Genomic DNA, 22,173 nt, shown 5'->3' on the forward strand with positions numbered 1-22,173 from the left:
GATCGAAGACATATTTCACTTTATATTTAAGTTCCCAAAAAAGAACTAAAATATAAAGTGAGAATTTTATTTCCTTGATTTACTAAAGTACAAATAATTTTCATTTAATTCGATCAAAACTTTTAACTTTTTCCGTAATTTACCTACAAAAATCTTAATTAATTGTAAAATTAATTTTATGAAAAATTTTGAGTAACAAAGAAGGGATAAATTTAATAATGACAATGATTTATGATAATAGACCTTTTGAGATTAATGTAACTTCAGATTTATTTGGCACCCATTTCAAAGCAGATGCAATAAAAAATATGCTAGAAAGTAATACTGATTATTTTGAAAAGAATAATATGGTCGCTTTATACGGAGAATGGGGCAGTGGCAAAACTTCGGTAATGGAATACATAAATAAAAATATTACTAATTACAATGTTGTATTTTTTGAGGCATGGAAATATGAAAAGGATTCAAACCTTTCACTATCATTATTCGAAATGATTTTAGATAAAGTTGAAGCAGAAAAAGATTCTCTCGGACAAGTACTAGAAGATGTAAAACTAATCGGTAAAACACTTTTAAATTTCAGTAAAAATTTACTATTCAATTACAAAATGTCTCTTCCAGGAATGACTATTAATATCGATCAAGCCACTAAAGATACTATAAAAGAGATGGATAAACTTATAGAAAGAACATCTTTTTACACAAACTTAAAAAAATTTAATACTTCTTACAACAAATTGCTAGATGAGTATTACAAGGCAACTGGCAAGAAGTTGTTAGTTTTTATTGATGATCTAGATAGATGTTCTCCTGAAAATGTATTAGATTTGATCTCATCAATAAAACATTTCTTTATTGATTCAGATAAAGTTGTTTATTTTTGTGGAGTAGATAAACATGCGGTTAGTAAAGCAATAAATATAAGATATCAAAATATAATTAAGTCAGAGGAATACCTTGAAAAAGTGTTTGATGTAACATTTAATATGCCTGAAATTCAAAATATCGATAAACTTTTAGAAGATTTTATTTCAAGGGTACATCTATTTAATCCAGTAGCTAATGAGAATTTTGATTTTTTAAAACGGTTCTTTTTACACATGAAATTTACAAATCCAAGAAAGTTAAAAAAGTTATTTAATAAATATATATTTTTATGTACATTAGATAAATCAAATAGTAGTAGAATTTACTCATATATTCCCCAAAATTTTAGCAATCACGAGCCAGTACAAATGATATTTACATTATTTATTATTTTACTGCACGAATTTAATAGGGAAAATTTTGATCTCATATTTAATAGTGAATTCAAGGTAGGAAAGATGAGAAATATATTAGACTTAGAGATCAAAACTTATTCTTGTAGGATAAATGGTATTGAACCGTTTAAAAATTATTTGGATTTCTTAGCAAATAAATGGATCCATCAATCATTAATCGTTTCCAATAATATTTTTACTTCTTTTATGAAAAGGGAAAATGATGAAAGACTCTTTGATTTATTATTATTATTTACTCCTCTTGACATAAAGGCCAAGCCCCCGACGCTTAACTCACAAAGTGAATCTAGAATCCTTAAAGATCTGGAAACATTCGTGTATCAATTTCAAGCTTCGGAGGATAAAAATTTGAAGTTATTCGTTTCACACATTTTAGATCTTTTAGTATATAAAAATAATCCTTTACCAACTGAAATACACTTTGATGTTCATGAATTAGTAAAAATGGTTAACTTTTATTTATAATATAGAGTTTATTTACTTTCACGATACATTCATGGAACATTCATATGTTACGTTATACAAGTCCTTTTTTGAATCCTTTTCATTCTGTCAAAAAGTCCTAGCCCCTCTAGGGCTTTTTACGTTTACATAAAGCGGTATACCAAATTTCTCAATGTACAATACAACTTAACATGGTAAGATAATATTTGGATTGGCGTCCAATACATATTATTAAAATTAAAGTGGTTCAAGTCGGAGGAAGGCACCTTTGGGTGTCTTTTCTTTTGTACATTAAAAAACCTCAACATCCAATGGTGAGGTTCTTATGTATATTATTCAGTATCTTGTTTTCTCTAATACTTTCTTCTTAATTGAACATCTATTGATTCATAAACAAATAACCAAAAATTATCACAGAAATTACAAGTCCCGTAGCAGCACCTAATAGCATTTGCCCCTCACTATCAGTCCAAAATTCTTTTAAATCGGCTTTTGCCTGTTTCCTATTTTCACCTGTTGAAAATAGATAGCGAATAGAATATATAACTAGTAAAAAGAATGACAGGATTATATCTATCATAACTTATGTACCTCCCTAATATATGTGCGTTATTAATTAATCAATAATTTCCTTATATATTATATCAACTAGGGTACATGGAATTATAACTGATTATTTTTATAATTTAATGTATTAATACAGGATAGTCCAAGTCGGCGAAAGGCACCCCTTGGGTGTCTTTTCTTTTTAAAATATATAAGCGCACCATCCCTTTTCTAATAGAGGCCTCCCCTTCATGCCTCCTTACAGGGAGAATAATAAGACTTTTTATATTTACCCAATTACCGAGCTCTCAAATGTTTTAAATAGTTACAATACATGTATTACTTCAATAACATATGATTATTCTTAAGAATGTCATTGATATGTACCAATAGATGTTAGTGCAGCAAAATGAATTGTGTTATGATGTGAGCAAATATAAAGCTATCTAACGGAGGGATTCACATGCCGCATGTTGTGTTTCGTGGAATTACTATTGAACAATTAAAAAGCATAAGCAAGCCATTAATAGAAGAGCTTGCAGAGATTTGTGAGTGTGGTACGGATAATTTTACGTTGGAACTACCAAGTTCTACATTTGTATTCAATGGAGAAGAAATAGAAGCGTTTCCTCTTATTGAAGTGAAATGGTTTGAGCGTGGACAGGAAATTCGTGATCGATTTGCCAAGGCCATTACTACACATATAATGGATTTAGGACTTCCAGAAGTAGAGGTTGTATTTACGGTTTTCACAGAATCAGCGTATTATATTAACGGGAAGCATTGTGCAAGTTAGAGCTATTTGAAAGATTTTTGTAACATTTATAAGGAGTAGAACCACATTGCCATCAAGCTAAGAAACGCAAATATCTAAAAACAAAAAAAACGAACTCAATTCTCATAGACAACTAACTGTGAAAAGATAAATTTTTTGTTTTTGGGGACATCAAAATTTTAGCTTGATGGATATGTATGGTGACCCCTAATGGCTGCTATATCAATACCCAAATGATCAACCAGAGACATGAATTGTAATATGCCAACTGCCCAAAGAATTGGAGTAATATTGCTGGCCATGTCCCTAATTACATTTCCAAACTCTGTAAAAAGTTTTTTATCTACTTTTTAGCTTCATCACTCATTTCAGTGATATGAGTCCAATATTTCATTGTAATGGGATTGTATTCTACCCTAACTGTGACATTCTTTTGAGCATCTGTATTTACATATCCTTCAATCGTTAGGGCATGAATCGCATTTGATGGTCTATTTTCTTTTTTATAGGAACTCGTATGCATGTCAAAGGCTTTTTCAACAATTGTTAAATCGAAGTTATACTCATTTTTCATATACTGAATCGCTTTCAATTCAGAAATATTACGGATATTCATTTCTTCCTCTGGTGTAAGAGCCAACTGCTTTTCTAATTCTACGGCATGTTGGTTATCTTTAGATAGATTTAGAGCTCTTGTATTTTCTTCCGAATTATAATCTACCAGCCACTTTTTATCTTTGTAGTACGCTTCGACAGAGGATTTGCATGAAAATCCGCTCTTTCCTTCATTTTGTGCATCACAGCTAGCTAACTCAAAATGAATATTTATTTTGGAATATTCCGGACTTCCTGTACCTTCATTCGCTTGCATCCTACTTTCCTTTGTCACATATGTAATCTTTATAGGACCATTAGTTTTTTCAACCTCATGTTTTACTTTTTCTTCAATACGTTGTTCCTGGACCTGTTTCGCGAAAATGTAGTTCTCCTCATAAAAATGATACATTGCTAAAGGAACAAATAAAGCAATCCCTAAAACGATACAAGAAAGTGCATAATAAGCCAACATTCGCTCTGTAGTATATATACGGAAACAGGCAAGCACAACACGAATATATACTAAAGGCAAAGCGATATAAAAAATAGGTACTGAAAAGTAAAATGTAAAGGCTGTAATTAGAAAAATCCCCCCGAGTAACTCGATATATCGCGGAATACCTATACTGTATGCTGCTAAAATCAAAAACCAAATGTAACTTGTTGATACAAGAAAAGCAATTCTATAATACTTCTTACTTTTTATGTTTTTCTCTTCCATTTCCCCACCATCTTTGCAAAACTAAAACTCTACTATCGCTTACAACTTAAAATAAACGCTTACTTACATTAGGCTTCTTAAATGAATGTAAGTAATACAAGAACCAAACTTGATTCGTACAATCCTTACGTTATTTGAATTATGAGTTAGATTTAGATCTCGACATGATTCCTCTTTTAGTAATAACATAATTCTCTGGTAAGCAATTTATGCCTGGATGATTTTTGCAACGTGAAAAAAGCTCTTTTAAATCTCGTTGAAAATCACTACGTGGACGCTTTGGTTCTGCAATTCCCCATTTATCCATGCACTCTAGAATCAAAGATTGAGTCTCCGGGTATATCCTTGCAGTTTCAAGAAGACAGCCAACTGCCACTGAGCGGATAGGTTCCTCGTATGTTTTCTTAAGTTTACCTACACAGCTTGTAGTCATATGCCAAAGCCATACGTGGTAAGTTTGATTACTATCAGGGATAGGTGTATTAAAGAATCCCCTGCGAATGCATGCCCATAAAGCTAGTATACTATTATTAGTGAGAGTAGATGATTCGTGGTTATTAACATTTATGACAAGTGAACTTATATGATTGGATATATTAATGCCTCTTTCAGCCAATCTCCTCCATATACTACAAATGAACTCATTTGTCGGTATATCTTGTCTATAATAATTCGATAACATCAGTTCTACTACTTCCGGTGGCAACGAAACGTTTAACGAAATTAATTCATCCAACATTACAGCTGCCCAGTACTGAACATATCGTTCAGAATTTAACTTATCTCGTTCCTTCTTGTCAATATACAATAATCGTGCGATTTTCGTAACGTATGGTTGTAGATCAGCGTCCCTACTCAGACTTTCATAAGCCACTTCTAACAAATCAGCAATTAATTCAGGATTGTTCATTTGAGTGTAAACACCCTTATCATGCTTGTCATGCTTGTAATGACATAAGCTCTCAATATAGCTAACTATACAATTTGTAGCTTTCGACGTTTCACCAGATGATAGTATAAAATCAGCAAGGCTACTCTTCATACTTTGGCGTTGTATAGATTCCCCAGAAACAAATTGCTGTAACTTATCCAAAATAATTTCATCTTTTAACATATCGAATACAGATCCCCCTTCACTAACCTTATCTCTAGCCTCTCCATCTCTACCCATTTTACCTTATTTTAGTAATTATTGATGGAACTTTTAAAACAATTTTAATAACCATCTATCTGATATACGATAGATGGTTATTATATTTTTAACTTTATACATTTATTATTTAACTATTAACAATCCTTTTTATATCCTCTACACTTACTGAAGTTGCTTCCGCTATGATTTCAACTGAAACACCTAAATTGAAAAAGTTTTGGATTAAATGAACTCTTTCTTGTTCTCTTGCTTTTTGATCAACCTCTAATAATTCTTGTAATAAATCTGTACTCATTGTAAACACTCCTCATGATTTTTTTAATAATAAAGAAAAGCTGATGGATAAATCCTCCACCAGCTTTTCTATTTCTTGCTATTCAATTAGAAGCTAATCGTCGCTGCTTCCTCTCCTGAACTAATCATTCGTTGTTCAATCTTTCCTAGCAGTTCCTTTATCTTACTTGAATAAAGTTTAACTGCTTTCGTAGATTGAGCATTCATAAGCTCTTCTGTCCATTCTGCTAAATCTTCCTTTTCTTGATCATCTAGATAATCAAAAACTTCCTTTCGAGACATGGGGCTCACCTCAACTCAACTCTTTGTATTTGGCCGTTACATAACCAAATCTCCTCATCTCTCTATTTCTATTTATACCAGATTACTCCTCTTTCATTCCTTATTCTTTTTTTCGAGTTCGGTCAATTTCTTTGAAATCGACTGAATCTCGTTGCTTTTGACTTGTTCCGTTGCCAAGCGATTGTGCAGCAAGAAGGCTTGCCCTGAAACCCCAGCAAGAATACTCACCTTAAGAATTCCCATCATTGTTTCAGGGTTAAACATTGCGACACCAACGAGTGAAGCAATACTGCCTACAAACATCTCTCCCAAGAAACCCGGGTGAAATGCAAGCTTGCTCTTACGAGGCAACAAAAACTTTTTGTTTGTGATGTAATGACTAGCCAACCCTGAGACCATACCAGCCACAACTGACACAATTACTGTAACCAACATAATATGCACCCCTTTTCGAAAAACTTTTGACATTGCAGCAGCAGTTTCTATTTAATAATTAGTTCCTATGACACAGCATCACCCCTTTCAGGCAAAAACAAATAACCTTCCAGGAAAATGAATTGTTTACACAATGAAATAAGGTAACATAAAGTTCCTTTTTGTGTAATTTCATTAACCCGAAAGGTTATAAGTAGTTATTGATATAAAAAAGAAAAAGAAAAAAATGCAACTAAATTATATCACAATGAGGTTTGTTTTATCTTTAAATTCAGAAAGTTTTTCTATTATTTAACTTTCTCAAGTTAACAAATCAAATTCTTTGATACCTTTATACTTTCTAATAATTCGAAAACCTGATTATTATTTACTTTTTTCAATCTCCTATCAATTATGCTGTAAAGTACAATACAATTTTAATGAATATAGAATGCCAGTATCTCAAATGCTACCTGTTTTTCCTCAACGTTTTCATAATTGTATAAATTTATTATTCTAGTTCCTGTCTCATGTATTAACCACAATACCTTACGCTTAAATAAGAAATAATACTATATATCAAAAAAATAAAAATCTTCTTGATATCCTATTAGCTTATTTCGTATTATATTTTCCATCTTTATTAATTCTGTATATTTTCCCAAATCTATTTCTGTCGGTGCAATACAGGTATTCCCGTCTAAATTTTTTCAAGAATTTGCAATGTCTTCAGTACTTCGTTAAAACTGCTTTTTTTTGTTTCTTTTCTCTCTTTCCATTCTTTATTTTCGCGATTATAAATAGACACATTCATCAATATACACTCCTTTTTTATCTTTTTTATTAAAATAAGGTTCTATGACGAATATTACAAGTTACCATCTTATTGTTACTATCTTCAATTACATGTTGTTCTTTTTGATACTGATCCCATTCAGCGGCTGTGATATATGAGATAACATCTCCTACATGAATATAAACCGTATCACCTACTCTAACACCTTCGAGTTCTGTATCGATTCTTAAATCGATATTTTCAATTCTAATTAATCGTTTGGTAATAAGTTTCCCTTTAGTAATTTTCCATCGATAAGCATTTAAAGTAACAGGATGTATTGTTTCTGAAAGTCTCAATAAATGATTCAAATTATCACTCCTTTTTTAAGCAAAATAAAAAAGCAACCTAAAAGGAGAAGACATAACACATTAAAAATGCGTACTCTTCAACCCGATAGGTTGCTTTAATTACAGAAAGAAAAAAGAAAAAAATTATATACTTATTATACCATATCAATAACCAAAAACAGCCAATTCATATATAAAATCAGTGTAGCCACTCTATAATTTTTATGAACATATAATTCTTAATCCCCAAAATAAAAAACCAATATTTTTATCTTTTCACTACAATACATGTAAATTTCATCTCCATTTTTTTGCTGAGAATCCAATGCTAATTAACCAATGATTTCAAAGCATTATCCACCAGACGCATTCCCTCTCTTCAGTTATTAAATTTAAGAAGTTTACTCATTATTCCAGAAAGAAAACATTAAGATTTTATGGTACAATAATTATTTGTTTCGTATATTAGAAAGGAGAAATTTATGAATTTAATTAAAATTAAGGTGACTGCATTATGCTTTGTATTATTTTTATCGGCATGTTCGCCAGCTCAAAATGACTATGATTTTAAGAACGATAAGGATGGCTATTTAGAAGCTGTCGCAGAAAAGGAATATTTAATTAATAAAGAGTTAGAGGAAGTTGAAGATACATCAATTTCTGTTGATGAAAGAAAAAAATATATTGACAAAGCAATTTCTATTATGAAAGAGGCAAAAAAGATCTCTGCACCATCTGAATATAAAACTGCAGATAAAGAATATGAAAAATATCTAGATTTATTTGCTAAGTTAGTAGATGAAGCAAAAGGAAACCTTAAAAATGTAACTGCTGTACATAAAAGCTTTAGTGAAAAGGATTTAGAAAAGTTGGTTAAGCAGTATGAAGCTTTTGAAAAATCCTTAGGTAGTGATGCAAAAGAAAGTCTAATCAAAAAACAGCGGGAACACAGACGTGTAACACAAGAGGAATATATCGATGTAGTTAGGGTAGAAATTAGGAAGTTTTATGATTGTTTTGGAGATGGAAAACTATCTGAAAGAAGTTCATATGAAATAAAAACGCTTGAAAAAAATGCTAGGGAACACTTATATAAAATATCAGGTACTGTTCCACCTAAGAAGTTTGATGATGCAGAGAAAAAATATAGAGAAGCAGAAAAAAAATTCCACGAACTCTTAGATTTACTATATTTTGACCCAGAGATGAAAGAAAGTAAAACAGCTGAAAAAGTTCCTGTTTTATTTGATGAGGGTATGAAATTGAATAATGAGTTTATGGATATGTTAATAAAAGATAAATAATAGAATAAACTCAATTAGGTATATAAATTTCTGCACAAATTAATTCATTATGAAGTGAAGTGTATGGACTTATAAATCCATACACTTCTACTATTCTACTCACTCTAAATTAACGTTTTTAATCTATTAACCTTCTTGCCCTAATAGAATTTCTTCTTCACAATCTGTACAACATCATAATATTTGATAACCGCCTACAATTTTAGTATCATAAAAATCTGATTTTCTTCCACAAAATGTACACTTATTCATTATTCATTCTCCTTTCAATATCCCGTTTGATACTCAAAATCAAATTACATATTTTAAATAATTATTCTTTAATACCCTTATTTGTTAGATTAAACAGCTTTCTTTGTTCCTCAGTTACAGGAAATGCCCTGCTGTATCCCTTTTTCGCATGAAATACCATATGATGATTTAAAATCAAATATTGATTAACAATAAAATTCAACATATTATTAACCGCCAAAGCCGAGTATTGATTTGTAATGCGCCTTTGTGGCTGCGATACTATTACTTGATCACACGAAATATCACTGGGTGCTATTGTACCCTCATCTGTTAAAACATCTGGATACAATTCAGCAACAGGTGCTAAAATTGTTTCACCTTTCACTCTTAGCCCTGTTACTGTTTGCCCTGTATAACCGCTCTCTTCTTGTTGTTTTATAATTTCCTCATTTGGATTTCCTTTTATTAAATCCACTGCATCATTCCTTGTAATCTTGTGTAAAATAGTATAATTTCCAACTATTTTAGGCCGCATATAATCAACAGCTGCCACTATAGATTCAGGTTGAAAGTTCTGATCCAATAGCTCTTTAACCAAGAATGAATCTTCACGTATAAACTTTAGAACTTTTGCTAAATCAATAGGTACCATTAAATTAGCCACATCTGATTCACGATTATTCATCTCTAACAAACAATTCTCAAATTCTTTGTAATTAAAGACGGGCACTTTTTTTATCATTTTCATAGTCGATATATCCACCCTTCTTAGAAAATAAAAAAGACAAGGAATTGATCCTCGTCTTTTTTATAACTGCCATTAATTTTTCTCTTCATATTCAATTACTATAACCAAAAGCGGTTGGCCTTGTTCACGTTCCATGAACCGGCTTGGTGTTATTTTTTTAACTATTTTTCCATGATTAGTACAATACTTCAAAAAACCATTCACTTCTACATCAATTCTTAATGCATCAGCAATAATAGTTCTAATTTGTACTAACATAATAAATTCCTCCTAATATTTTTTTATTTTAAATATGTAATTTCAGAAATTCGAAATCCATCTATTTCTGGTACATATTTAAATTCCAGAATTAAGTCGTTTTGTTTTACCAAAAACAATCCTTTTTTTACTTTTGTAACAGTTCTTGGTTCTTCATAATTAAATAGACTTGGTTTACTTTTATAAGTAACTTTGTAATTCTTATCTGTACTAAAATAGTCTGATGTAAATTCATCAGCTGATTCTGCAGTAGTTATATGATTTCCTAAAAACATTTCTAGTTCTTTTTTGTTTTGATAAATAGTTACGTGACCGTTCTTATCAATATCATCAAATATTAATTTGAATTGCCCACCTATGTCATTAATCACATTTTGTGATAATTCATCTTCAAGCAAATAATCGTATTGAATCTTTTTTTCAAATCTTCTACTTTGATTGAAGTTAAAGCATCTGTTTGAGGTTCATCCTTTATAAAGGTGTTATATAAAACAAACACCATAGCTAAAACGCCTAATACTAAAAATAATCTTTTAATCTTCATAAAATCTTGATCCTTTCACAATGTGATGTTCTCCAAAAAAACGCAAAAAAGCCCTTTTCGGAGTTATATTTAAAAAGAAAGTAAAAGTAAAAAACTCAAACTATCTTTGAAAATCGAAACCCCGAAAGGGCTATAGTAGTTATGGATATAAAAATTGAAATTAAAAAAAGGTATACTTAATTTTAACAAATTACACCTACAAAAACAACAATGTTCAGAATATTTAACCCATTAAATTTATGTTATGATGAATATAATAAACCCTCAGAATGGAGTTTGATTTATAATTGAAAAAACGTCTAATTTCTGTTTTTCCAATATTAATATTTATAATTGGCGTTACCTTACTTTTACTAAGACAGTTCGTTTTTTTTCCATATAAGGTTTCTGGAGTCTCTATGGAAAATACCTTATTTAATAATGACAAGGTTTTAATTAATCACCTCACCCATTCAATAGACGATCTGCAAAGATTTGATATAGTTGTTGTTAATCCCCACCTAGAAAACACTTCTAATAATAAAACAATTATAAAAAGAGTAATTGGTTTACCTGAAGATACAATAGAATATAAATCACAGCAGCTTTATATAAATGGACTTGTGGTAAAAGATCTATACGCAAAAGGTAATACAGCTGATTTTTCATTAAAAAGTATTTACGGTTTCGATAGGGTTCCGAATGATACAATTTTTGTATTAGGAGATAATCGCGAAGAAAGTTTAGACAGCAGATTTAAAGAAATAGGCTTTATAAATTTGAATAATATAGAAGGCAAGATAGTTCTACGCTATAAACCACTCAATAAATTTATGAAATTGTAATAGAATTAATTAAACATATAAAAAAGCTCCAACTGTAGGACAGTCGGAGCTTTTTACAATATAATTTTGATTAGTTAAGTTCGACTGATACAAAAACTGATAGATGAACCTTCTAAAATCTTATTTAGCTACATCATTAGAATTTAATGCAAGTAATCCATTACCCTGCTCTTTAGATGTTGTTTCTGCTGTTTTCTGTTCTGGCTTTTCTTTCTCAAGAACTACCACATTTACTGTTTCAGTTGAGCTGTTTCCTGCCTTATCAGTTGCCGTTACTTGAACTGATATTGTGCCTGGCTTACTTGTATCATATGCTCCTACTGTTACTACTGGATTTGAATCTTTATTATCTTTTACACTCGCTAAACTTCCTGGACTTAATTTATCTCCCACATGTACGGTTACAACTTGTTTCGCTGTTATTACTGGTGCTTCCGTATCCTTCTCCTCTTCCTTTTCTACTACTTTTACTGTTACCGTTACAGTTGAGCTGTTACCCGCATTATCAGTTGCCGTTACTTGAATTGATATTGTACCTGGTTTACTTGTATCGTACACTCCAACTGTTACTACTGGGTTTGAATCTTTATTATCTTTTACTTCTACTAAATCTTCTGCATTTAAGCTATCTCCTACATGTACAGTTACATCTTGTTTTGCTGTAATTACAGGTGCTTCTGTATCTTTTTCCTCTTCCTTTTCTACTACTTTAACGGTTACTGTTGTACTTGAGCTATTTCCTGATGCATCTGTTGCCGTTACTATTACTTGAATTTCCCCTGCTTTACTTGTGTCGTATGCTCCCACTGTTACCACTGGGTTTGGATCTTTATTATCTCTTACGTCTACCAAATCTCCTGTGTTTAAGCTATCTCCTACATGTACAGTTACACCTTGTTTCACTGTAATTACTGGTGCTTCCGTATCTTTTTCTTCTTCTTTTTCTACTACCTTAACGGTTACTGTTGTACTTGAGCTATTTCCTGATGCATCTGTTGCCGTTACTGTTACTTGAATTTCCCCTGCCTCACTTGTATCGTACGCCCCCACTGTTACCACTGGGTTTGGATCTTTATTATCTCTTACGTCTACCAAATCTCCTGCGTTTAAGCTATCTCCTACATATACAGTTACACCTTGTTTCACTGTAATTACTGGTGCTTCTGTATCCTTTTCTTCTTCTTTCTCGACTACGTTGACAGTTACTGTTGTACTTGAGCTATTTCCCGATGCATCTGTTGCCGTTACTGTTACTTGGATTTCTCCTACCTTACTTGTATCATACGCTCCCACTGTTACCTCTGGGTTTGGATCTTTATTATCTCTTACGTCTACCAAATCCCCTGTATTTAAGCTATCTCCTACATATACAGTTACACCTTGCTTCGCTGTTATTACTGGTGCCACTGTATCCTTTTCTGGTTTTGTTGTACCACCACCATCATTATCTCCACCTGTTGGTGGTTTTGTACCGCCTCCACCATCGTTACCATCTCCGCCTGTTGGTGGTTTTGTACCGCCTCCACCATCGTTATCATCTCCGCCTGTTGGTGGTTTTGTACCACCTCCATTATTACCTTCACCACCTGTTGGCGGTTTCACTTCCCCGCCACTAGTGTCACTAGAAGTAGGTGGCTTTTTATCATTATTAATTGGAGGTATTGAGTTATCTGCAATAGCCACACCATCATTAATATTTAGATCGCCACCAAATACAAAGTTCTTACTATCCTTATTATCCGAGACAGAAGGATTGTTTGTTGCTGATACTATTGAATTATTTAAATCAGAAAAACGATTACTTGATTTATCACCGTCAATAACTGAAGCTAGGTTTCGATCTGAATTTATAGCGGCGGTTGCAATTGAATCTGTTAAGTCATCAAATTTCTTTTTGGTTTTGTTATTTTCAATGATACCGGCTAAATTTTGATCAGAGCTACGTTTTGCATTATCAATGATTTCATCAAAATCATTAGTATTTAGATTTTCATTCGTTTCATTCTTACTTTCATCTTTCTTCTCATCTTTTTTCTTTTCTTTTTCACTATCCTTTTTCTTTTTAGATACTGATGCTGTTTTAGTGCTCTTTTTTTCAGAAGAAAACAGCGAGCAGCCTGTAACTACCCCAACACTTAAGGTAGTTACAGTAGTCGTAAGTAACACTTTCTTTAAAATTTTCGAATAATCTAAAGGCACAATCAATTCCTCCTCATTACCTAATCTGCACTTATAGTTGCTACAGAAGTAGCAGAACTATTAGGTGTAGAATTATTAATTTTTTCGAGTAAATCCTTATTTCCAACCTTTTGAGCAAATTTTTTAGCTTCCTCAGATTTATTTAATTTCAAATAACTATTAACAATAATTCCTTCTCTTCTGCCATCTAGTGGCACTTGATCTCTTAAATTGATAACTTCTTCATGTTTGTTATCTAATGCAGCAATTTCAAAATTAATTAGTGGATTTTTTGTTTTTAATTCTTTTACTTTTTTCAAATTATCTACAGCTATATAATATGAAACTACTGATTCTGCAAAATCTTGTTCTAAGTCAATTGCTTTTTGTGCTTTACCGCTTAATAGATACGTAAATAAAACTGCCTTTTTATCTTCTTTTCCTAACTTTTTATAATCGACTTTATCAAATTCCAAGGCAGCATCTTGATATTTTTGAACTGCAGATAATCTTAACCCATTTATTAAATTCGCATTAACTTCTAAACTATTTACATTATTTGCAGATGCAGCCTGTGAATTTTTCATATTGCTAAAGGCAAAACCTGCTACTACTAATAAAACAATTGATGCGATTCCTATAATAGCGTACTTTAATTTTTTCATATTATTTAAGATTCCTTTTTTATCGATTGCGACTTTCTCTTCTTGTTCAAATTTAGGTTCATTTGGTAGATTTCTTTCATTATTTAAATTAATTTCATCACTATAGGGCTCCCTTTTCACCACAGCTATTTTTTGTCTCTTTTGTGCTTCTTTTATTTTCTTTTCTTCCTCTAATCTTCTTTTTCTTACTTCTTCAAGTTTTTTCTCTTCTTCCTTCCGTCGTGCTTCTGCTTCTTTTCTTGCTTCTTCTTCGGCCCTTCTACGCGTTTCCGCTTCTGCTCGTTTTCTTGCTTCTTCTTCTGCCTTTTTACGTGCTTCCACTTCTTCACGTTTTCTTGCTTCTTCTTCTGCCTTTTTACGTGCTTCCACTTCTTCACGTTTTCTTGCTTCTTCTTCTGCCTTTCTACGTGCTTCCACTTCTTCACGTTTTCTTGCTTCTTCCTCTGCTTTTCTACGCGCTTCTGCTCCTGCTTGTTTTCTTGCTTCTTCTTCTGCCTTTCTACGTGCTTCTTCTTCACGTTCCCGTGCTTCTTCTATTTTTAAATCATTTTCAGAAGTGCCTGCCTGTTTTTGAATTGTAGTGATCCAAGCAAGAGCTGGGTTACTATTTGAAGGTTCATTTTTTGGTAAATTTACATTTACACTTTCTTCACGTTGGTTCCGCGGCTGTTCTGAATGCTCTTGTTGTATTTGCTCATTTATTGGATCTTTGTAGACATCCTCATATTGTTCTTCTTCCTCTGCTAGTAATCGCTCACGTCGTTCTTTTTCTTGTCTAATTCTTTCTTTAATTACGTTTCTTTTTCTATTATTTTGCATAAAACAACAACAGCCTCCTTTCTATCAGTACCTCATTAATGAGAGTAATTAAATTATTCATCCTTCATAATTAATCATTAGATATTTCCACAAAAAAACTAAGGAAAATTAGTGATAATATTATTTTTTAAGCATGATAAATTAAAAAAGGATAAATGGTCTGCACCCATTTATCCTTCTTTTTACTTTACATCTATTGAATTCATAGTACATGTTCTCCTCTTAATGCATCACTTTGTTTCAAATTTTAGATAAAAAAAGATACTACACACTTACTGCATTGAATATTCAGGGATATATGAGTTTATATTTTTACACCATATTAAGTTCATCCATAACTTTCAACTTTTCATGTAGTAGATTAAAAATTTCATCTTTATAGTCACATTTCTTCAATTTTTTAATTGCTTCTTCCTTTATTTGTGACACTCTTTCAGTTGTTATCATAAGTGCTTTTGCAATTTCTTTATGCAAATACACTTTACCATCTAAAAGACCAAAACATAGATTTAGTACCATCTTTTGTTTTGGGTTTAATACTTCATCAAATATTAACCATATCTCGTAATTTAAGTCTTCAATTACCATCTCATTTATTGAAGGAATTGCTGATTTATCATCATGGGATGAATTTGATATACCTATATCTTCATTTATTGTATCTATATCCAAAGTCATAGTAGTAGCTCGCTTATAATATACGTTGTGCCTAATGACTATTTCGCTAGTTACATCTAACTCTTTTACAACTTCCTCCACCGAAGGGGGTCTGTTGTACATTTGTAAATATTTATCTTCTAATTCGACATATTTTAAATTAAATTGATTCACATAGTTAGGTATTTTAAAAGGTCCCGACCTTTTTTTACATATAATTCCTAACATCCTTTTTTGTATCCACCAAAAAGCGTATGTGGAAAAGCAATAGCCTAAAGCTGGATTAAAATCTTCCATTGCCCGTAACATTCCCTCATTTCCTTCTTGAACCAGATCATCAAACTCTATATCAGGGTGCTTATTTTTGTACTTTCTTGCAATAGATAATACTAACCCTACATTCACATGAAACAAATAATCACGTAGATCCTTTTCACCATGTTTGTACCGCTGAAATAAATTTAAACTTTCTTGTTTTGAAAGTACCTGATAATTTCCTATTTCCTTAATTTCAAAAGTGTTACCTTCTGGATAAGCCATTGGCTTAATACTTCTTGCAGTAGAACCTTGTGTTATAGTTTTATTTAATGACTCATGGCGATTCAAGCTGCTATATGATTGATTCATACTTATTCCTCCCTTCTCATTTTTAACGAATTGTTTCTAAAAACATCTTTGTCTCCTTTTGTACGTTACTAATCAACTTACAGTTCCTTGCGCATGTATTGGCAACTTCTTTATGTGCTTTCGTTTTTCTCAATTCTATATAAATATCGCATCCTTTGCAGATGCTACTAATACCTTCCATTATTTCTAATTGTCTTCTTCTTTCATATAAAAACTGCTCTTTTGTTTTCTTCTCGCTTACTCGTCTCCCCATTTGTTTCACCTCGTATACATAAATAGTATTATTTAGTACTTAAAAACTACTATCGGTATTACATAGATACGAAACTTCTCCTTCAAAACTCTTCCAAATTTCTCCTGTATGTATATGATATAGGATTATAACAAAATGTAAAATAAATTATTCTAAAAATTTCAAAAATTACCAGGATATTAAAATATCCATCATTTCCTTATGATTAAACTAATTATATATACAATTTAAACCCTGATGACTATCAAGAATATGTATAAAACAATGGATGTATTGTATTCTTCTATACAATACATCCTTCGATTTTATAAAACCCACTCATTCTAGTTATGGTATAGAAAAGTACTGAATCATTTCTACCCCTTATTGATATATATCTTAATTCACTTCAATTAAAATAGCGTTTATCTCACTTTCTCTATTGCTGGAATATAATCGTTTAACAGTAAATCATCTAGACCCTTTCCAAGATTAATATCCCAACTTGCATAATTAATACTTATCCCTTCTTGATAAAGCACTTGCGCACATTCTAATAACGACCGCTGAACATCTGAATTTGTAATCATATCCATATCTAAAGCGAACGTCGCCTGTCTAACTCCCATTTTTTTCAATGGTTCAATTAATATTCTCCATACTTTAACCCCTGGTATTGATACAACTGTGGTACCATACAATACTTTTTCCTCATTTGTTAGAAGCTCGTCTAAATTTTCTGCAGCAATATCAGACTTTAGAGCGCCTTCTGAAATCCATACATTATCCTTTTTTATTAGTTCTCCACGTTCCAAACTTTTCAACTCTCGACTAGGTACTGCTACATGTATTGGCAATGGGTTCCCAGCTCCTGTTCCATGGAATTTCCCACCTGAACTGATCCAAATATATTTACTTTCTAACTTTAATTGTACTTCACCTAATTTTTCACCTTCATAATTAGTTTCATACCATTCTTTAACATCGATTTTACCTTTAAATATAGACTCTATCTTCCCATTGATTTTATAGGTCACCTCTATAACATTGGGTTGCTCAATAACTTCTGCCTTAAAGCTTGGTTTATGATTTTTTACAACTGTCATATATTCAGGATTATCAATTCTACATTGAAAACCGCATATCTGATTATATATATTTCTCTGCGGTATTAATAAAGAATCTCTCCTTCCTGCAAACGTAAAATATCTTCCATCCTTTGTTTCTTTTGCATAAAATCCTGGAATTCCAACAATATAGCTTGTTTTCCCTCCTACTTTTTTTATTAGCTCTTTCGTAGTATCCCAAGGTTTAATAGGAAAACTTTTGTAATTTCTAACATTTATTACTTCACTTGTAACCCTATGTTTCGATCCCATTAACATTTTAATATGTTCATCTCGCATGTCTAAAAATTCTAGGAATAAAGTATAAATAATATCAAGGTTGTAATCATTTTTCTTCCTATGTTCCTTAATCATCTGATTTTGAGAAAAGTCATATCCCCTTTTTTGATCTTCAGCTATTATATGTAAATAGCCTGCTTCCCCCAATACTGTTTCAGATGAAATTCGTCCACATATTATTTTAGTTTCAGCATCATTAACCATGCACCATCCTTGCTTACCACATATAGGGCACGTTGTTCTATAATATTCAAACCACCTCTCATTACTCCCCTTATTCATGCTTCTCACTGGCCTTAATATTCTACTTGCTGCTAACTTTTCAATTGACATCACATATCTCCTTTCCCCTTGAGCAAATAAAAAAGCCCTTTGGAATACGGAGGTTAAATACCACACAAACGTGTAATTTAATCCGTAACCCGAAGGGCTTCATGTAATCACTAGAAATTAAAAAAATTAACAAGTTATAATAAGAATATACTAAAAATTCTTTATTTAATCTAGAGGTTAATTATAATATTATTAAACTCCCACTATAATTATACATGGGCATCTTACTGCTTAACCCCTTTTGGACCTTTTGAAGCGAGAACTTCTTCGGAATTAAATACTATTTTAGCAATCTATATTTACTAAGCTATAAGGAGCCTCCTTATTAACCGTCCACTAATGTTTTTCTGCTAACTTTTTTTGGTACAGTATACTCTCTACTAACCAATTAATTGTGCTATTAAGGGCACCGTTGTTAACCATAATCATTTTCTTGTAAACAAGCATCATAAGATTATATTTTGTTCAAATTTAATTAATCCTACTCAAAAACACTTTAGAATACGGACTATAAAACAGTCATATAATTATCAATCTCATGTTGATACCAACAGAAAATCAACACATCTCACCCGCATTTGACATTGACATATCAGCTGAGATTAACATGTCAAATGAAGCGCACCAACTTTATCGCTAGTATCCACCGGTTAACATTAACATAACATTAACAAGCAGCTACTTATCAAAAACGTTTGTACCTATCTAAACTTCAAAATCTATATTAGATGAAGATTAATCCACTCCAACTGATTGTACGGAAATAAGTTAATTAATAAACTACCTTTGCAAATGTTTAAATGCTAGTACGACATAAAAAAAGAAACACCATGAAACTATCAATCTCATGTCGATACCAATGAAAAGAGAAATGGTTTTCAATCTCTTATTTGTTATTAACATGTTAACTGAGATTAACATGTTAATTGATTATTTTCTTTTGTTATCAATATCATTTTGAATAAGATTGACATAACATTGACAATAAGATTTCAAAAAAGAAGAATCGTTTATAGCTTTCAAGATTTCAAAATCTATATCGATTGAATTTTTTCTTCTTCGGCAGTTTTCTTGAAGTGAATCTAGTGATGATCTATCCTAGAAAATGTCTCGACACCATTAAAACATAGTTGAAAATTTAATTGGGATAATAAATGATGACAGCATTTTACCCTTTATTTATCATTGACATTTAGTCTAAAAACAACACATAGAAAGGAATACTATTTATATTGTTAATCTCATATCAACAATTTGCGTTTAACATTAATATGACATTAACAATTAAGTAGTTAAAATACACATAAATACAGATCTTAGGTCTTCGAGATTTGTATTAGTTATAAATTTATCTACCACAACAGATTTCTATCGAAAAACCAAAAAACACTTTAATAGAACTATAATTTTGGTTAGAAGCTAACAAGAAATCCATACAATTGATGGTTTCTTATTAGTGACATCAAAAAATAACAGTTTTCTTTTCATTTATCATTAACATGTAACTTGAGATTAACATGTTAAGCAATCGTATTCTTTTGTTATCGATATTATTCTAATTGATGTTGATAAGACATTAACAATAAGGTATCAAAAGCGAAAGCGTTTATGGATTTCGAGATTTCAAAATCTATATCGGTGGAAATTTTCTTCTGTGGAGGTTTACTCGAAGCAAATTTAGTGATGATCTATCCTAAAAGATGTTTTCACACTATCAAAACATAGTTAAAATTTAATCGCAATGACATATAGTCTAAAAGCAAAACGTAAAGAGACATGCTATTGAATTATTAATGTTATATCAAAAATTTGCATTTAACATTAATATGACATTGACAATTAAATAGTAGAAATGCACATAGAAGCAGATTTCGGGTTTTTAAAATCCACATTAGTTAAAAATTTTATCTACTACAACAGATTTCTATTAAAAAACAAAAAGGAAAACACCCTAAAAGAACTATAATTGTGGATAGACATTAACAAGAGATCCATACAATTGATCGTTTCTTATTAATAACACACGAAAATTAACAGTTTTCTCTTTTTTTATCATTGATATATAACTTGAGATTAACATGTTAATAGGGCTAGTTATTAATTAATGGTAGTTTCATATCAACTATTGTTGATTAATATTGACATAACATTAACAATTTCTGATTCTAAAGTTGAGAATATACATACAGATAGAGTTTTAGATTCTACATCTATTAAAGGACTTTTTTCTATAGTAAAATTCACTGCATTAACTGCGGAAGATATCATTCTTGAAAACATTTTAATAGTAATAAAAAATAATGAATCGCTTTTTATTACTTACGATTTAAAAATAGCAATTGTATAAATCAATTTTGATTATATAGAGATCACTTGTAAAGGGTGATACCCCTTAAAAAAGTAAGTTTATATTAAACCACATAAAAATACTTCAATAACCTATAATAGCCTTTACGTGCATTCTAAAGACCTACTGAAACCAATTAGCTATACAGTTCTTGGTTTTCTACTACCGGGTATCATAAATTATAATAAATATAGGCCTTTATTTACTATTAGTATGGACTTTTCTCTTTAGATTTATACATGCTTTTTAGCTTTTAAGTCTTTAAGTTTAATGCTATATCCTCATAATTTATTTACAAATCACTAATATTTTCTTATCATTAGTATATTGTAGACTAATTTGTTAATTTCATAGCAACAATAATCATTAATAACTAACGGATTATTAATAGGACATTAACAATAGTTAATTCAAAATCCTGATTTATCAACTTTATGTTAACAAGTGATACTTTATATATCAATGACACATTTCATGTGAATGTCAATTAATAAAGGTATTGAGGTTTATATCGTCGAAAGACACTTAACATGTTAATCTCACTTTATATGTTAATTACATTTTGCTATGGCCATTATATTTATATTTCAAGGAGGTATAACGATGATTGAACAAGATAACAAAAATACAAATGAACATATGGAGTCCAATAATACAAACTCTAGTCATGAAGATACTTTTGAAAAAGCTTGGCGAATAACAGAGTTTTCAAAACTAGTAGGCCGACATCATAACACTGTATACAATTGGTTCAATATCCTAGAGGAAAAGGGGTTACACGGAACATTAAGAACCAATAATACAAATGAAAAGCTATATAATACACTGGATTTAGACATAGCTTTATTTATCAAGCTAAAGAGGGATGAAAAGTGGTCGCTAGATGCAATTATTGAGCTTTTACCACATCAATTTGAACTAAGACCAGTTTCTCCAGAAAATCAAACCAGTGAAGTCTCAACCCAATTAAACATGCAGGAAGCTGCAGCGACTATTGAAAAAATAGTAGAGCAAAAGATTCAAATGCATTTACAAAACATTGAATTAGAGTATCAAGGAAAGTTTGAAGAGGCTATACGTGCAGTGCTACCTGAACCAGAAGACCCTGAAAAGTTAAAAGAGCGCCAAAGACAAGAAAGACTAGATAATATAATTATTCAACATAGAGCGCGTACAGAGTTAAGAAAACAAGCTGAAAACGAGTGGAATACACAGCCGGAAGAAACTCGTATAAAAAAAGTTGGTTGGTTTAAAAAAGAGGAAGATCTTGCGAGAAAACAACTTTTCATAGAAAACTATATTGATGAGAACATGATTGAATACATGAAAAATGTAATGAAAATAGAAAAATAAGCCTGGAATC

At 31.1% G+C, this 22,173-nt stretch carries 19 protein-coding genes and 1 pseudogene; 5 read left to right on the top strand and 15 right to left on the bottom strand.

The features are described from left to right. The first annotated feature begins 218 nt into the window (after window positions 1-218). Window positions 219-1,748, top strand: a complete 1,530-nt coding sequence (locus tag HFD78_RS18330; RefSeq protein ID WP_098204912.1) for a KAP family P-loop NTPase fold protein — start codon at window positions 219-221, stop codon at window positions 1,746-1,748. A gap of 358 nt (window positions 1,749-2,106) precedes the next feature. Here HFD78_RS18330 and HFD78_RS18335 read toward each other — a convergent pair whose 3' ends face one another. After that, complete coding sequence (locus HFD78_RS18335; protein WP_098218976.1) at window positions 2,107-2,307, bottom strand: hypothetical protein; 201 nt, start codon at window positions 2,305-2,307, stop codon at window positions 2,107-2,109. A gap of 429 nt (window positions 2,308-2,736) precedes the next feature. Here HFD78_RS18335 and HFD78_RS18340 point away from each other — a divergent pair, with 429 nt between their 5' ends. Next, window positions 2,737-3,069: a DUF1904 family protein gene (locus tag HFD78_RS18340; protein ID WP_001120952.1), complete on the top strand. Its 333-nt coding sequence runs from the start codon at window positions 2,737-2,739 to the stop codon at window positions 3,067-3,069. A gap of 322 nt (window positions 3,070-3,391) precedes the next feature. Here the strand turns inward: HFD78_RS18340 and HFD78_RS18345 are convergent, their stop codons facing one another. The 6 genes from HFD78_RS18345 to HFD78_RS18370 all read right to left on the bottom strand — a co-directional run bounded on the left by HFD78_RS18345 (window position 3,392) and on the right by HFD78_RS18370 (window position 7,655). Then, window positions 3,392-4,366 carry a hypothetical protein gene (locus HFD78_RS18345; RefSeq protein WP_000391572.1) on the bottom strand — a complete coding sequence of 325 codons (975 nt, stop codon included), beginning with the start codon at window positions 4,364-4,366 and terminating at the stop codon, window positions 3,392-3,394. Between the two features lie 139 nt (window positions 4,367-4,505). Beyond that, the gene (locus HFD78_RS18350) at window positions 4,506-5,480 is read right to left on the bottom strand and encodes a hypothetical protein (RefSeq protein ID WP_074593309.1); all 975 of its coding nucleotides are present in this window, start codon (window positions 5,478-5,480) and stop codon (window positions 4,506-4,508) included. 166 nt (window positions 5,481-5,646) lie between these two features. Continuing rightward, a complete protein-coding gene (locus HFD78_RS18355; RefSeq protein WP_170952444.1) occupies window positions 5,647-5,814 on the bottom strand; it encodes a hypothetical protein in 168 nt (55 codons plus the stop codon). An 86-nt stretch (window positions 5,815-5,900) separates the two neighbouring features. Continuing rightward, window positions 5,901-6,095, bottom strand: coding sequence for a hypothetical protein (locus tag HFD78_RS18360; protein WP_074593310.1), 195 nt, complete (start codon window positions 6,093-6,095; stop codon window positions 5,901-5,903). Window positions 6,096-6,188: 93 nt separating this feature from the next. Next, window positions 6,189-6,530, bottom strand: a complete 342-nt coding sequence (locus tag HFD78_RS18365; RefSeq protein ID WP_071680168.1) for a DUF4257 domain-containing protein — start codon at window positions 6,528-6,530, stop codon at window positions 6,189-6,191. An 822-nt stretch (window positions 6,531-7,352) separates the two neighbouring features. Further along, window positions 7,353-7,655 carry a hypothetical protein gene (locus HFD78_RS18370; RefSeq protein ID WP_017657951.1) on the bottom strand — a complete coding sequence of 101 codons (303 nt, stop codon included), beginning with the start codon at window positions 7,653-7,655 and terminating at the stop codon, window positions 7,353-7,355. 461 nt (window positions 7,656-8,116) lie between these two features. Here HFD78_RS18370 and HFD78_RS18375 point away from each other — a divergent pair, with 461 nt between their 5' ends. Further along, window positions 8,117-8,938, top strand: coding sequence for a hypothetical protein (locus HFD78_RS18375; protein ID WP_048538505.1), 822 nt, complete (start codon window positions 8,117-8,119; stop codon window positions 8,936-8,938). Window positions 8,939-9,251: 313 nt separating this feature from the next. Here the strand turns inward: HFD78_RS18375 and HFD78_RS18380 are convergent, their stop codons facing one another. From HFD78_RS18380 to HFD78_RS18390, 3 genes and pseudogenes are all read right to left on the bottom strand, one after another. Further along, window positions 9,252-9,920: a hypothetical protein gene (locus tag HFD78_RS18380; RefSeq protein ID WP_097814500.1), complete on the bottom strand. Its 669-nt coding sequence runs from the start codon at window positions 9,918-9,920 to the stop codon at window positions 9,252-9,254. A 72-nt stretch (window positions 9,921-9,992) separates the two neighbouring features. Next, a complete protein-coding gene (locus HFD78_RS18385; protein WP_098204913.1) occupies window positions 9,993-10,178 on the bottom strand; it encodes a hypothetical protein in 186 nt (61 codons plus the stop codon). 23 nt (window positions 10,179-10,201) lie between these two features. Further along, window positions 10,202-10,722, bottom strand: a pseudogene (locus tag HFD78_RS18390) (peptide ABC transporter ATP-binding protein). A 287-nt stretch (window positions 10,723-11,009) separates the two neighbouring features. Here HFD78_RS18390 and lepB point away from each other — a divergent pair. After that, on the top strand, window positions 11,010-11,546 hold the full coding sequence (gene lepB, locus HFD78_RS18395; RefSeq protein ID WP_097814501.1) for a signal peptidase I: 537 nt from the start codon (window positions 11,010-11,012) through the stop codon (window positions 11,544-11,546). Window positions 11,547-11,666: 120 nt separating this feature from the next. Here lepB and HFD78_RS18400 read toward each other — a convergent pair whose 3' ends face one another. The 5 genes from HFD78_RS18400 to HFD78_RS18420 all read right to left on the bottom strand — a co-directional run bounded on the left by HFD78_RS18400 (window position 11,667) and on the right by HFD78_RS18420 (window position 18,463). Further along, window positions 11,667-13,745 (bottom strand): DUF5011/hyalin repeat domain-containing protein, encoded by a 2,079-nt coding sequence (locus HFD78_RS18400; protein WP_191968098.1) that lies wholly within the window; start codon window positions 13,743-13,745, stop codon window positions 11,667-11,669. Window positions 13,746-13,765: 20 nt separating this feature from the next. Beyond that, a complete protein-coding gene (locus tag HFD78_RS18405) occupies window positions 13,766-15,208 on the bottom strand; it encodes a hypothetical protein (RefSeq protein ID WP_191968099.1) in 1,443 nt (480 codons plus the stop codon). 312 nt (window positions 15,209-15,520) lie between these two features. Then, the gene (locus HFD78_RS18410; RefSeq protein WP_098432137.1) at window positions 15,521-16,492 is read right to left on the bottom strand and encodes a sigma-70 family RNA polymerase sigma factor; all 972 of its coding nucleotides are present in this window, start codon (window positions 16,490-16,492) and stop codon (window positions 15,521-15,523) included. Between the two features lie 22 nt (window positions 16,493-16,514). Next, window positions 16,515-16,745 (bottom strand): hypothetical protein, encoded by a 231-nt coding sequence (locus HFD78_RS18415; protein WP_000533697.1) that lies wholly within the window; start codon window positions 16,743-16,745, stop codon window positions 16,515-16,517. Between the two features lie 404 nt (window positions 16,746-17,149). After that, window positions 17,150-18,463: a DUF3854 domain-containing protein gene (locus HFD78_RS18420; protein WP_098204916.1), complete on the bottom strand. Its 1,314-nt coding sequence runs from the start codon at window positions 18,461-18,463 to the stop codon at window positions 17,150-17,152. A gap of 2,950 nt (window positions 18,464-21,413) precedes the next feature. Here HFD78_RS18420 and HFD78_RS18425 point away from each other — a divergent pair. Beyond that, window positions 21,414-22,163, top strand: a complete 750-nt coding sequence (locus HFD78_RS18425; RefSeq protein WP_000572414.1) for a MerR family transcriptional regulator — start codon at window positions 21,414-21,416, stop codon at window positions 22,161-22,163. Window positions 22,164-22,173 lie beyond the last annotated feature (10 nt).

Source organism: Bacillus sp. EKM501B (genome assembly GCF_011800505.1).
Lineage (GTDB): Bacteria > Bacillota > Bacilli > Bacillales > Bacillaceae_G > Bacillus_A > Bacillus_A cereus.